Source organism: Sinorhizobium saheli (assembly GCF_001651875.1).
Lineage (GTDB): Bacteria > Pseudomonadota > Alphaproteobacteria > Rhizobiales > Rhizobiaceae > Sinorhizobium > Sinorhizobium saheli.
On sequence record NZ_LNQB01000062.1, the window covers coordinates 1 to 12,243 of the forward strand.

A 12,243-nucleotide genomic window follows, 5' to 3' on the forward strand; every position below is an offset into this window, starting at 1 on the left:
ACCCATGACTGCCTCCAAAAGACAGTCTTGAATCTGATTTGCTCAGCCTTGGGAATCCCCAAGAGTCCACACGACCTAGGGGTTACAATCGTGGTAAGGTCAATCGAAGAAATGGACAAGATTAACCTTGCTGCCGTTTCAGTCGGAACCGGTGCTCGTGGGTCTTCTTCTGTCCGGAGAGTTCTCCACCGCTGAACTTGTCGCTGTCGCGAGCGTCGGAATTATTCTCGGCGCTGTTTGCAATTGGGTTCTCGGACTTTTCATCGACCGCTTCCACGACCGGGCTTGGTTCCCGGTCAAAGCTTCCTCCCTTGAAAGGGCCAGCGTATGGTATCGACGCTATGGCCGCTGGTCGCTGCTTCTTTCCTGGATGCCGCTGTTCGGCGACGCCATGACCGTGCTTGCCGGTGTGCTGCGGGAACCGCTGTGGTCCTTTCTCATTCTGGTGACGGTCGCAAAGACGGGACGCTATCTTGTGCTGGCGGCCGCAAACTCGGAACGAAAGCGGCGATTGGATTCTGATCCTGTTTTCGCACAGCCTCTACGGGAACTTTCGTCGACAAGGCGGGTTTGGCCGGTAAAGGGAATCCGGTCCGATGCCCCTCCTGACAACAATAATCCGCTTCATCCGGATCGTCGTCCTATGCTTCGCCATCGTGAACCTCCATGGTTTTGCGGCGGCGGCCAATTTCCAGGCCGACCACCAGTGCCCATCAGTAGCCGCGTCGGATCACGAAGGCTCCCAGAAGGCGGTCCACCCAGGATCCCGTTGTCCAAAGCTTCACTGCTGCCCGATCCTGCAGGTGCCGCCATCGGAAACCATGCACGAAGTTTCGCGGACCTCGCCGCCGTTTCTTGCCATAGAGCAGCCGTTCCTGCTGGTGCGGGCGCTTTATCCTCCGCCCAAACCCCAGTTCTCCTGAGCAGGCACAATAAAATTCAATCGTGACATGACAGGAGAATGAAATGTACAGGATTCTCAGGACCGCGGCTGCGGCTGCGGGCGTAGCGACCGTCAGTCTTACTGCTGCGACGGCGGCTTTCGCCCAGATGACGATGCCGGAGGCGTGCAAATCCGATTCTTCTGCCAGCGGCATGATGCAGATGCCGGGTGGCGGCATGGGCCAAATGGCCGAACACCAGAAAGCAATGATGGAAGGAATGCGGGAGACGGAACCCGCCATGATGCAGGGCATGATGGCGAAGGATCCGGACGTAGCCTTCGTCTGCGGCATGATCGCCCACCACACTGCCGCGATCAACATGTCCGAGGTCGAGTTGACGTATGGCGACGACCAGGAGGCGAAGTTGATGGCCGAGAAGATTATCGCAGCCCAGAAGAAGGAAATCGAAGAGATGACCGACTGGGTCAAGGAACACGCCAAGTGAGCCTTCTGGTTCCTCGAAAGGAGGTTTGCCATGCATCATCATCAATCGCCGGAAATGAAAGCCTGCATTGCCGAGTGCCTGGCCTGCTTTCAGGAATGTCTCTCTACGGCGATGCAGCACTGCCTGGAGACCGGTGGCGAACATACCGATCCCAAGCACTTCAGGTTGATTTCGGCTTGCGCGGAGATCTGCCGGACGGCGGCCCATTTCATGTTGATCGGCTCGGAACATCACAAGCATGTCTGCCGTGAATGTGCCGAAATCTGCACCGAGTGCGCGGCGGACTGCGAGCGGATCGGCGATATGCAGAGCTGCGTCGATACCTGCCGCCGTTGCGCCGAGAGCTGCCGCAAGATGGCGGCCTAGTTCGGATCGACAGCCGAACCGTACCCCGCGTTGCGCCCCGAGCTGAGCTGCACCTCAGACCGGGGGGCGCACCGCCAGGAACATCCGGCAGTGCGCTGCCGGATGCCTTTCGCGGCCGCCCCCGCGACGTAGCATATCAAATCCATCTGTAGCAGCAGCACGACCGCGGTCAGCAGGGTCAGCAGCAATTTCGCGAGCACCCAGTAGTGTCGGAACAGATCCCAAGTGGTGCCGAGCGCCTGCACGAGGCCCGTAAGGAGCGACGCGAAAACCAACGGGACTATGACGAGCCGTGCGAAGGCGTCCATCGCGACATACGGGCTTTGCGCCGTCTCAGCTCCCGTGCTGACCAGCCCGAATAGGCCGAGTGCCAGGAAGCACGCAACCGCACCAAGTGAACTCACCGATGAGATGACATGAAGAACGAGGGTGAATTTGCGAGGGCAACAGGTATTGTCATGGGCGGTCATTCGCGGGCGGCGTTTCGCTTGCGGGAGACATGTGGCGGCCCGGCCCGTGGGGACCGCCGATGTCAAACGCGATGACAATCGCCGCCAGCAATACGAACACAGCGGCAACGACCCCCGAGACTTTCACCCAGCGCGGCATGCCAGGATAGTCGTTTTCGTCGGCCATCTCGCTTTCTCCGTTATTTAAGCTGCCGTCCCGTCTAACACCCGAAATGGACATCGTGTCTGATAACGGTCAGAGTGCATGGTTCGGGAACGGCAGCAACCCAAATGAGCCGATCCTGACAGTCAGCCGCATTTGGCCAGAAAAATGGATCGAGAGAGAATCGATAGCCGTGTTGTCAGAACCAGAAGGTCGCTGCACCGCGCCCGATTTCGCTCATCCTTGAGAAGGGCTATGACGCGGTCAGATCCGCCCGAATCCTGGTCCCGACTGGGTCACGACTTCAGGGTCATCGTTCATGTGGCCATCTGGGAAACGCACGACGCCATGACCATACCCGTGAGCGCGCTGTTCCGACGGGGAGACGACGGGGCCGTTTTCGCGGTGAAGGACGGTCGTGCCCGGACCGCGGTCGTGCGCACCGGGCAGCGGAACAGCAAGCTGGTGGAGGTCTTATCCGGGCTTTCGCCCGGGGGACCGGGTCGTGCTGCATCCGAGCGACCGTGTGGCCGAAGGCACGACAGTGGCAGAGCGGCAAACGCGCTTGACGCCGCAGTACCCTTGACCAGACCACCGCGCCATGGGGACCGTCGGGCGGTCCGCGGCTAAGTCCTTGTCTCGAGATCGCTCGGTCCAGGCGTGAGGAGGTACAGTTCAATTTGCCGAGTAGCCCGGAAGGCGCTGGCGGCGAGACAAGCGGAATAGCGACATGCCGACCAGCATGGCCGCAACGAACAGAACGGCCTCCCACCGCCCCGTCGACAATGCACCAATGGCGGGGCCGGGACAGAACCCCACCAGCCCCCAGCCGAGTCCGAACAAGCCCGAGCCAGTCACCAGTTTCCAATCGATCGATCTGTTCGCCGGCACATAGAAGCGGCTGTCGAGCAAAGGCGCCGAGCGGCGATCGCGGATGATGTAAGCCACGGCAGAAGGGATCAGCGCACCACCCATAACAAAGGCCAGCGACGGGTCCCAGCTACCCGCGACATCGAGGAAGGCCAGCACACGCCCGGGATTGATCATGTCGGAGATTAGCAGACCCGCCCCGAAGATGAGCCCGCAAACGATCGATGCTAATAGCCGGGCCGTCATGGCTGGACTCCAAGGAGATGGCGCGTGACGAAGACCGTCGCGGCCGCAACCGTCATGAAGATTGCTGTGGCGGCCAGCGAACGCGACGAAAGCCGTGCAAGGCCGCAAATGCCGTGGCCACTCGTGCAGCCCGATCCGAGTCGGGTGCCATAGCCGACGATGAGTCCGGCAGCAATCAGAAGTGCTGGCGAAGACGTGATAACGATCTCGGATTGTCGGATGAGGGCCGCCGCCAGCCAAGCGCCTGCGATGATGCCGGCGAGGAAACCCAGTCCCAACTTGCTGTCGCCGTCATCAGCCAAGCCTGCTGCTGCGGCCGCGAGACCGGAAATCCCGGCTATCCTTCCGTTCAGTAGAAGGTAGAGGCCTGCCGACAGGCCGATCAGAAGACCGCCGGTCAGCGGCCAGAGATAACCTAGTTCAGTCATTGCGTTCACACTGCGTTCTCGGTTCGGGCGTCGGTCTCCGCGCACGGATCGTCTAAGGTTGTTTCGACTTTATGTACGCGACGAGATCAGCGATCTCGGTACGTGTGAGGGACAGATTGGGCATCCGGGAGTGGTGAGGTGCAGCCAGGAAGGCCGAAAGGCTCGCCTCGTCAAATCGCTCCGATTCAGCAATCTGAGCGAACGTCGGGACAGTATCAGAGCCGTGCAGTTGTCCAGGTGCAACGACGTGACACTCGCTGCACCAGCGCTGGGCGATGCCGCGGCCGCGGAGTCGATCGGCCGCGGCGCTCTCGCCGATGACCATCAAAGCGAGAGCAATGGTGACAGCGCATTGGAGACCGCATGTTCGCTTCATTGCAGCCGGATCCTATTGGGTTCACCAGCAACCCGCGCTCGTGTCACCGGCTAGGGTTGCAATCGATACGTCTCAAGCCGCGTCGGGGCGATGAGCTTTCCAAGCAGACACATCAGTGGAGGTTACTGCCACGCGACCATCGGACGTGAGCTCCTTGCCATCGAATTTGTGGGACGCGATGTCGCTGAAGACTGAGACATATTCCTGCAGGCGGCACTCGTTGCAAAGCGGCGGATCGGCGATGTCGAGCAGAGCCTCCTTCGTAACGAGAACGATTTCGTCGCCCCCGACGTCTCTTTCCATAATCAGAAGCGTCTCGTTACCCGATGCCTTCATCATTCCACTGACCAACTTCAAGGGCATTTTCATCCTCCCGGCAATTCGAGCCACCAAAGAGTGTTCACTCAAGCATTATGCTTCGCGCGCATGGAAACGCCTTGATCGAGCTCAAAGTCGCAATCCGTTGGAGGTTAAAATCAGCGGGCCCGTCTGCCGTAATCGCGCATCTCATCGATCCAGCGACGGCGCTTCTTCTCGTCGGCAAACGAGAGGCCGTAGAAGCTCTCGCGGATAGGCTTGATTCCGGCGAAGCCCAACATGCTGCGCTCGAAGCTGCGCACGCCGTATGCGCCGAAATACCATCGGTAGAGAAGCACCGGCATTCCCATGGTGACGATTATGCGGGCGGAGCGCCCGGCAAGCAGCCGCTTCGGAAAGCCGCCCTTCTTGTATTCCATCGCAAAGCCTGGCCTGAAGATGTGCTCGAGAAAGCCCTTGAGCAGGGCCGGCATCGTTCCATGCCAAAGAGGGAACAGAAAGACCCAGTGCTCTGCCCAGCGCATGTCCTCCCGCGACTGCTCCAGCCCCGGTGGTAATGCCCCAGTCTCGAAATCCTCCTGGGTTCGCAACAGCGGGTACTCGAGCTTCGCCACCTCTATGCGGCGCACCTGGTGTCCCGCTGCCGTGGCGGCATCGGCATAAGCGTCGGCCATGGCGTGCAGGAGGTGCTGCCCGGCTGGGTCCGGATGGCCCTGGACAATTGTGATGCGCCTGGTCATATGCTGCGCTCCGTAAAATCTTAAGGCATGCCATTGCATGCCTTGTTAGCTGTTTCCCTCATGACCGCGTCGACGACGGTGCCGGCGAATTTGGCCAAACAACGGCCCGCCACGGGATCCGGAAGGTTGCTTTGTGCCTGTCTGAGCAAGGAAATCGCCGACCGCCTTCTTAACGTCCTCCCCATGGCCAACGAGCAGATGCCCGCCGGTGTCGTAGACGACCAACTTCGCGCCCGGAATGCTTTCGGCTGCGAACTTGGCTGCGGGGAGCGTGTTGAACAGATCATCCTCGGCCGAGACGACCAGGGTGGGAGCGGCGATCTTCTCGAGCGGCAGCCGGTGGAGATCGGGCGCACTGTCGATGTTTATGCCGGGGAAGCGCCGCGAAAGCGGTTCGACGCTGCGGATAATGGCCATCACGTGATTTCGGTCCTTTTCCGGGGCCGCTTCAACAACTTCAGGGGGCACCCCGAGGAAGCGGATGAGAATCGACGGAGCAATCTTTTCGGTCGCCCACCAGGCGAAGTCGGCGCCCGTATTGACCAGCCAGAAGACGAACGCGCTGCCACGACTCCCCTCAACCATCACAGGGCTCTCGGGTGCGTAGGTTCCAGGAACAATCAGAATGAGCGCAGTGACCTTATCCGGATGGCGAAGCGCCAGCTCGATTGCCGAGCGCGCGCCAGCCGAGACACCGACGACGACGGCCGCTTCGATCTGAAGCTCGGAGAGCAGCGCCACATGGGCATCGGCCTGGGCGGCGGGTGACGTATCGGCCGGAATCGGTGTCTCCAGATACCCGAAGCGCGACGGAGCGATGACGCGAAAGCCGTTTCCGACGAGATCGGCAACGTTGGTCAGACCCTGATCCCATCCGCCACCTGCACCATGGATGGACAGGAGCGGAATGCCGTCGCCTCTCTCGGCATACTCAATGGGACCCGCGGCCGTATTGGCAATTCGCGCGCCACTGGCGACCGCGGAACGCGCTCGGTCGATGCCATTGCTGTAGGACAGGAAAACCAGCCCGCCTGCGACTACGACAGCGATAGAGACCGCTGATAACACCCACCCGATCCGACCCATGGCCGCCATCCTTGGAGTTCAAACCTTGCGGATCCTAGTCGGGATGAGCCCGGAGGACTTTGATGTCCCTCAAACGGAGCGATGAGATGCACAGCGATCGGCCGATTTCGATCCGCTCTTTCTACTGCTCGTCCTCGAGCAAGCGATAGATTTCCAGCTCCTGGGCAAAGTGCAGGCGGGTGATCGCTTCGAGCCCGTGGAGCAGCCGCTGGATCTCGTAGCGCTGCGCCGGGCTCGGCCCGTGCGCGCCGAGGGCCTTTCGAAGGGAAGTCAGGCTGTGGACCTGACGCTGAATCTCCATGTGAGCTCTACTCATGCCGGCAAAGGCATCCGGCGTGGCCGCCCGACTGCGCAGTCTCGGATAGAGTTCCTCATCGTCCTGCCGCTCGTGCGGTAGAAGACGTCGACGGAGCAGGGCGTCCAGGTGCGCAAGCTGATTGCGGACTTCCTCTTCCGGGAGGTGCTGGATGCGCGCGCTTGTATGGCGTATCTCGTCCACAACGTCCATCAGTGCACGATGCTCCGCTTCGAGCTTCAGGAGCTCCGCGTGCGGCAAATGTGTTGGTTTCCGCCAGCCGCGGTTAGGGTTTCCAAGAGCGCGCAGCGCGTTCAAGATGGCAACGACGTCGATCGCTTCTTGCAGCAGTGCACCCTGAACCGGTGTCAGGTGGCCGAAGGCAGCGGCAAACATGCCAGCCATGGACAGGCCCATGCCCACATAGACGCTCTGGAGGGCTATGCTGCGCGACCGGTGTGCGATGCGGATGGCGCTGACGAGCCGATCGAGCCGGTCCATCAGGATCACCACGTCCGCCGCTTCCGAGGAGGCGGCAGCCCCGCGCGCGCCCATGGCGACGCCAACGTCGGCGGCTGCGAGCGCCGGTGCGTCGTTGACGCCATCGCCGACCATCATGACCGGTCCTGCCGATCTTTCCGCTTCGACAATCCTGGTTTTATCTTCCGGCTTCAATTCGGCGGCAACATTGTCCAACCCCAGGAAGGACTGGAGGCTCTCCGCGAGCTCGGTGCGATCGCCGGTCGCAAGCACGATCCGCTCGACGCCGGCCTCCCGCAATTGGCTGAGCACGTGGCCGACCTCCGGCCTGACCTCGTCGGCCAGGAGAAACGCGCCCGCCAGAACTCCGTCCATGGCAGCGAGCACCGAGACGACGCCATCCCTCCGGATCCACTCCCGTATGTCTCGCGAGAAGGCGGTCTCATCGATCCTTTCGCTGATGAAGTCCCAGCCGCCCACCGCTATTTCGTGGCCATCGATGTTGCCGCTCACGCCGGAACCCGCCGCTTCACGGAGCTCGGATGGTGCAGCAAGTTCCAAGCCCCGCTCTCTTGCGGCTGCGACTAGCGCACGGGCGATCACGTGATGTGAGCCCTGGTCGAGCGATGCCGCGAGACGTAGCACTTCGAGAGGGTCGAGATCGGTGCGGGACTTGACCTCGATCAGACGTGCCCGGCCGTCGGTAATCGTCCCGGTCTTGTCAAGGATCACCGTCTTCATGCGCGCCAGCATCTCGAGTGCGCCGCCGCCCTTCACGAGCACGCCTTTGCCGGCGCAGCGGGAGACGCCGGCGATGATTGCAACCGGGACCGCGAGAATGAGCGGGCAGGGGGTCGCAATGACCAGCACGGCGAGCGCGCGGACCGGCTCCCCGCTTGTGGCCCAGGCGCCGCCGGCGAGGAGCAGCGTGACTGCAAGAAACACCAGCGCATAACGGTCGGCAAGCCGAACGATAGGCGCCTTAGCAGCTTTTGTTGCCGCCACCAGCCTGACGATTGCCGCATAGGTGCTGTCGCTCGCCGCGCTTGAGGCGACCATTTCGAAGGCGTCCCCGGCGTTCGTCGTTCCGCTCGTCACGGGCTCGCCGGAGCGGCGCCGGACGGGCAGAGCTTCCCCCGTGAGGGCCGACTCGTCCAGCACCGCGATGCCATCCATCACGATTCCGTCGACGGGCACCACCTCGCCACGGCGTATCAGGATGCGGTCGCCGGGGTTCAGCTCTTCGATGGAAACCTCCTGCAACTGCCCATCCGCGTAGCGAGCGGCGGTGCGTGGTACGCGATTGAGCAGCGCTGTCAGTTCCCGGCGTGCGCGCCTTTGAGCGAAGTCCTCGAGCGCCTCGCCACCAGTGTACATCAGTGCGACGATGCTGCCGGTCAGGTATTCGCCGAGGAAAAGGGCGCCAGCCATAGCGAGCGCCGCGATAAGATCCAGCCCGAATTCCTTCCTTCCGAGACTGATCGCGATCTCAATAAGAAGGCTCGCAAGGATTATCGCGGTGCCGGCAGCCCAGGACGCGGCGCTGAGGTCGGGCTGGCCCGCGAGCCAGGCGACTGTGCCAGCGAGCAAGGCGAGAGCGATGAGGGCAAGGAGAAGGCGTTTGCCCAGGTCCCCTCCTTGCCAAAATCCATCGAAAACTCGGTTCTTGGTCAAGGTGTCCTCCGACAGATCTCGCGAAGATATTAGATAACAGGATCGTTGCCTTGATTCCGCGCAAATGCCTTGCGGGAACGCCGCCAGCGGCCGAGGTGAAGAGTGCATGACACGAGGAAACGGCGCCTTTCTGTGCCTATCGCACATTTGCAACAGGGGGCGGCGTTGCTTTGCTGGGGCCAGGCGTGTCACGATTTAAGCTTTGATCAGTCGCGGACCTCGTGCACGGGGAGGACGACGAAAGCGAATGGAATCTCTTATTCTCCGTCTTGGGCTGGCCCTTGCCATAGGCCTGCTCGTGGGGCTTGAGCGTGGGTGGCGGGAAAGGGAAGCGCCGGCAGGCAGCCGTACGGCAGGCATCCGCACCTACGGTATTTCCGGTCTGCTTGGAGGGACATTGGCGGCACTGTCCGATGCACAGCGGAGTGACCTTATCTTTGCCGCCGGCTTTATGAGCTTCGCGCTGAGTTTCACCTGGTTCAAGCTGCGCGAGGCGCGGCACGATGAGGATTTCAGCGTCACCGGCGTCATTGCCGGATTGGCGGTTTTTGCGCTCGGCGGATTGGCGGTGACTGGCGATTACAGGGTGGCGGCGGCGGGCGCGGCTGCACTCGCTGGCGTGCTCGCCAGCCGCGAGCTAATGCACAATCTTCTCAAGAAGCTGTCATGGATCGAGCTGCGTTCGGCTCTCGTGCTGGCGGCGATGACCGCCATCGGGCTGCCTCTTCTTCCAAACCATGCCATTGATCCGTGGGGCGGTTTCAATCCACGTGAAATCTGGCTCTTCACGGTCCTGAGCGCCACCATTTCGTTTGTCGGCTACGTCGCGGTTCGTTTGCTTGGCTCGTCACGAGGACTGTTGGTGGGCGGCCTCGTCGGCGCCGTCGTTTCATCGACTGCCGTGACAGCCAGTTTTGGCCAGAAGGCGCGCTCTGGCGAGGAGCCAGGCCTGCTGGCGGGAGCGGCAAGCATCGCCGCCGTCGTCTCGCTACTGCGAGTGCTGACGGTAATTCTTTTCGTCTCCCCGCCGGTCTTCCCCGAAGTTGTCCTGCCAATCATCGCGGCAGCGTTGGTATTTGCCGCCGTCGGTGCCGCTTTGATGACTAAAACTACACCTCCCGCCGCCGTAACGATCACTGCACGGAATCCGTTTGAACTCTTATCGCTTCTTGTTTTTGCGGGTCTGTTTGCCTTGACTGCCACGACTGGAGCAGCCTTGATGACCGTCCTGGGCAACAGCGGCCTGATTGGCATCTCGGCCTTGTCAGGATTATTCGACGTCGACGTTGCGGTACTGACGGCGCTGCGCGCTGGAGGCGGAGCCGCACCGCTGCAGATCGTCGGGGCCGCAGTGCTGGTCGCGGTACTCGCAAACGCAGGCGGGCGGGTGTTGGTGGCGATGGCGTCTGGAACAATACGCTATTGGGCATCGCTCTCCGTTGTGTCGCTTCTTGCCGCAGGGACCGGAGTCGCGGTCTACTTCCTCATTGTCCGTTAACGAGTGCCCAGTCCTCACCGCCGCCGTCGCCGTGAGCGAGATCGGAAGGTCCGGGGTCTCACTCATTTTCGGTGTCTCCAGCTTCTATACAGTCGCTGCGGCCGCAGGGTATTCGCCACGTCGCACAACACCGCCGCAGCTCATTGGCGAGGGTCAATATCGGTCTGGTGGGGTTGTGCTTACCGCCATCGCTTCATGGTTCCTTGACACTGATCAATGAGGCGTATGCTTGTAGTGTTGATCATGATTTCGTGCCGTGGCGCGCCACGAGAGTTCGCGCTCGGTGAACTGCGGATCGACGAGATAGTCCCAGCCGGACAGAAAGGCATTTTATGATTGCCCAGGATCAGGCGGAGGTCGTCGCCTTTTTGAGCGCGCCCCACGCGCGTGGCGCGGATAAGGTCGAGATCATCGAGACCCACATCTCCTGCATCTTCCTTTCCGGCGAACGCGCTTACAAGATGAAGCGAGCGGTGAAGCTGCCGTATGTGGATTTCTCGACGGCGGAACTGAGGCTTGCCGCTTGTGAAAAGGAGGTGGCGCTGAACAGCGCCACTGCACCGGGCCTGTACGTCGGCGTACGACGGATCATGCGCGGCCGCGATGGCCGCCTTGTTTATGATCAGGGCGAGGAGCTTGTCGATGCGGTCATCGAAATGATCCGGTTCGACCAGGAGGCGTTGTTCGATCGCATGGCCGTTGGAGGCAAGCTCGATGCCGAACTGATGGCGCGGACAGCACACATGATCGCCCGCTTTCACGAGGGCGCCCAGCTCGTTCATCAGGGACCCGGCTCCGCCAACATCGCGGCCGTGCTGCGTGTCAATGTGGCCGGTTTTGCCACGAGCACGCTCTTCGACTCCGTCAAGCTTGCCGACTTCGAACACGCTTTCGAGCGCAATCTGGCGGCTTATGCACCGCTGCTCGATGCACGTGAAGTCGCCGGCAAGGTCAGGCGATGCCACGGTGACCTGCATCTGCGCAATATCTGCCTGTTGCAAGGCGAACCGCGGCTGTTCGACTGCATTGAGTTCAACGACCAGATTGCGACTATCGATACGCTCTACGATCTCGCGTTTCTGCTCATGGATCTTTGGCATCGCGGCTTTCCGCAATTTGCCAACCTGGTCATGAACCGGTATCTCGACGAATCGGACGACGAGGATGGTTTTGTTTTGCTGCCTTACTTCATGGCGATCCGGGCTGCCGTGAGGGCGCACGTCACAGCTACACAGATCGAAGAGAGTGGCGAGCGGTCGGACGCGCTCGCGGCCGAGGCTCGATCCTATTTCGACCTGGCTCTATACCTCCTTCAAGCGAGGCCACCCCGATTGATCGTGATTGGCGGATTGAGTGGTTCCGGCAAATCGACCGTGTCAGAAATTCTGGCTGCGCAGTTCGGTTCGCCTCCGGGCGCGAGAATCATTGAAAGCGATCGGGTCCGCAAGGCGATGTACGGCGTTGCAGCGGATACGCGACTTCCGGCGGACGCCTATCGTTCGGAAATTTCTGAGAAGGTCTACGACGAGATGGCCTGCCGCTCATTTTCCATACTGCGTGCGGGAGGGTCCGTGGTCGTGGAAGCCGTCTTCGACAAGGTCGCCAACCGTCAGCGCATCGAGGCGGCCGCGCGCGAGGCGCATGTGCCATATGCGGCCTTCTGGCTGGACGCGAGCCCGTCGGTCCTTCGCGGCCGTGTTGCCGAAAGGACGGTAGGGCCCTCAGATGCGGATCTCAATGTCCTTTCGCGGCAACTGACTTACGATCTCGGGGGCATCGATTGGCAGCGAATGGATGCCGATCGTCCAGCGAATGACATCGCCGCGGACATCCTGAAGCATAGCCGTGATTCACGACGGTGCTGA

Annotated in this window: 13 protein-coding genes and 2 pseudogenes; 6 read left to right on the plus strand and 9 right to left on the minus strand. The window is 61.3% G+C overall.

Annotated elements, in window-relative coordinates; genetic code table 11:
* The first annotated feature begins 127 nt into the window (after positions 1-127).
* From ATB98_RS27850 to ATB98_RS06405, 4 genes and pseudogenes are all read left to right on the plus strand, one after another.
* Positions 128-522 (plus strand): annotated as a pseudogene (locus ATB98_RS27850) (YqaA family protein).
* 74 nt (positions 523-596) lie between these two features.
* Positions 597-923 (plus strand): hypothetical protein, encoded by a 327-nt coding sequence (locus ATB98_RS06395; protein ID WP_066870744.1) that lies wholly within the window; start codon positions 597-599, stop codon positions 921-923.
* A gap of 43 nt (positions 924-966) precedes the next feature.
* Complete coding sequence (locus ATB98_RS06400; RefSeq protein WP_066870750.1) at positions 967-1,389, plus strand: DUF305 domain-containing protein; 423 nt, start codon at positions 967-969, stop codon at positions 1,387-1,389.
* Between the two features lie 30 nt (positions 1,390-1,419).
* Complete coding sequence (locus ATB98_RS06405) at positions 1,420-1,755, plus strand: four-helix bundle copper-binding protein (protein ID WP_066870752.1); 336 nt, start codon at positions 1,420-1,422, stop codon at positions 1,753-1,755.
* On the opposite strand, the gene ATB98_RS06410 is transcribed toward ATB98_RS06405, so the two are convergent.
* The 9 genes and pseudogenes from ATB98_RS06410 to ATB98_RS06450 form a co-directional block, all read right to left on the minus strand.
* The gene (locus ATB98_RS06410; protein WP_234781873.1) at positions 1,752-2,225 is read right to left on the minus strand and encodes a hypothetical protein; all 474 of its coding nucleotides are present in this window, start codon (positions 2,223-2,225) and stop codon (positions 1,752-1,754) included. The genes ATB98_RS06405 and ATB98_RS06410 overlap by 4 nt on opposite strands.
* The gene (locus tag ATB98_RS06415) at positions 2,212-2,391 is read right to left on the minus strand and encodes a hypothetical protein (RefSeq protein ID WP_066870754.1); all 180 of its coding nucleotides are present in this window, start codon (positions 2,389-2,391) and stop codon (positions 2,212-2,214) included. Before ATB98_RS06415 ends, ATB98_RS06410 begins: the two co-directional genes overlap by 14 nt.
* A gap of 651 nt (positions 2,392-3,042) precedes the next feature.
* Complete coding sequence (locus tag ATB98_RS06420) at positions 3,043-3,483, minus strand: DUF6691 family protein (RefSeq protein WP_066870757.1); 441 nt, start codon at positions 3,481-3,483, stop codon at positions 3,043-3,045.
* Positions 3,480-3,911 (minus strand): YeeE/YedE family protein, encoded by a 432-nt coding sequence (locus tag ATB98_RS06425; protein ID WP_066870760.1) that lies wholly within the window; start codon positions 3,909-3,911, stop codon positions 3,480-3,482. Before ATB98_RS06425 ends, ATB98_RS06420 begins: the two co-directional genes overlap by 4 nt.
* Before the next feature lie 52 nt (positions 3,912-3,963).
* Positions 3,964-4,287 carry a c-type cytochrome gene (locus tag ATB98_RS30435; RefSeq protein WP_066870768.1) on the minus strand — a complete coding sequence of 108 codons (324 nt, stop codon included), beginning with the start codon at positions 4,285-4,287 and terminating at the stop codon, positions 3,964-3,966.
* Positions 4,288-4,359: 72 nt separating this feature from the next.
* Entirely contained in the window at positions 4,360-4,650 is a 291-nt protein-coding gene (locus ATB98_RS06435; RefSeq protein ID WP_066870772.1) for a hypothetical protein, read from the minus strand.
* A 113-nt stretch (positions 4,651-4,763) separates the two neighbouring features.
* The gene (locus ATB98_RS06440) at positions 4,764-5,345 is read right to left on the minus strand and encodes an NAD(P)H-dependent oxidoreductase (RefSeq protein ID WP_066870952.1); all 582 of its coding nucleotides are present in this window, start codon (positions 5,343-5,345) and stop codon (positions 4,764-4,766) included.
* Positions 5,346-5,403: 58 nt separating this feature from the next.
* Positions 5,404-6,440 (minus strand): annotated as a pseudogene (locus tag ATB98_RS06445) (alpha/beta fold hydrolase).
* Between the two features lie 112 nt (positions 6,441-6,552).
* Positions 6,553-8,796, minus strand: a complete 2,244-nt coding sequence (locus tag ATB98_RS06450) for a heavy metal translocating P-type ATPase (RefSeq protein ID WP_066870953.1) — start codon at positions 8,794-8,796, stop codon at positions 6,553-6,555.
* A gap of 331 nt (positions 8,797-9,127) precedes the next feature.
* On the opposite strand from ATB98_RS06450, the gene ATB98_RS06455 reads away from it, so the two are divergent.
* Both ATB98_RS06455 and ATB98_RS06460 read left to right on the plus strand, forming a co-directional pair.
* A complete protein-coding gene (locus tag ATB98_RS06455) occupies positions 9,128-10,378 on the plus strand; it encodes an MgtC/SapB family protein (protein ID WP_066870775.1) in 1,251 nt (416 codons plus the stop codon).
* 332 nt (positions 10,379-10,710) lie between these two features.
* A complete protein-coding gene (locus ATB98_RS06460) occupies positions 10,711-12,243 on the plus strand; it encodes a bifunctional aminoglycoside phosphotransferase/ATP-binding protein (protein WP_066870778.1) in 1,533 nt (510 codons plus the stop codon).

Coding starts and splice junctions, on each gene's coding strand:
- ATB98_RS30435 (WP_066870768.1), bottom strand. CDS start 4,287: ATGAAGCGAACATGCGGTCTCCAATGCGCTGTCACCATTGCTCTCGCT.
- ATB98_RS06395 (WP_066870744.1), top strand. CDS start 597: ATGCCCCTCCTGACAACAATAATCCGCTTCATCCGGATCGTCGTCCTA.
- ATB98_RS06440 (WP_066870952.1), bottom strand. CDS start 5,345: ATGACCAGGCGCATCACAATTGTCCAGGGCCATCCGGACCCAGCCGGG.
- ATB98_RS06415 (WP_066870754.1), bottom strand. CDS start 2,391: ATGGCCGACGAAAACGACTATCCTGGCATGCCGCGCTGGGTGAAAGTC.
- ATB98_RS06405 (WP_066870752.1), top strand. CDS start 1,420: ATGCATCATCATCAATCGCCGGAAATGAAAGCCTGCATTGCCGAGTGC.
- ATB98_RS06455 (WP_066870775.1), top strand. CDS start 9,128: ATGGAATCTCTTATTCTCCGTCTTGGGCTGGCCCTTGCCATAGGCCTG.
- ATB98_RS06410 (WP_234781873.1), bottom strand. CDS start 2,225: ATGACCGCCCATGACAATACCTGTTGCCCTCGCAAATTCACCCTCGTT.
- ATB98_RS06435 (WP_066870772.1), bottom strand. CDS start 4,650: ATGCCCTTGAAGTTGGTCAGTGGAATGATGAAGGCATCGGGTAACGAG.
- ATB98_RS06460 (WP_066870778.1), top strand. CDS start 10,711: ATGATTGCCCAGGATCAGGCGGAGGTCGTCGCCTTTTTGAGCGCGCCC.
- ATB98_RS06420 (WP_066870757.1), bottom strand. CDS start 3,483: ATGACGGCCCGGCTATTAGCATCGATCGTTTGCGGGCTCATCTTCGGG.
- ATB98_RS06425 (WP_066870760.1), bottom strand. CDS start 3,911: ATGACTGAACTAGGTTATCTCTGGCCGCTGACCGGCGGTCTTCTGATC.
- ATB98_RS06400 (WP_066870750.1), top strand. CDS start 967: ATGTACAGGATTCTCAGGACCGCGGCTGCGGCTGCGGGCGTAGCGACC.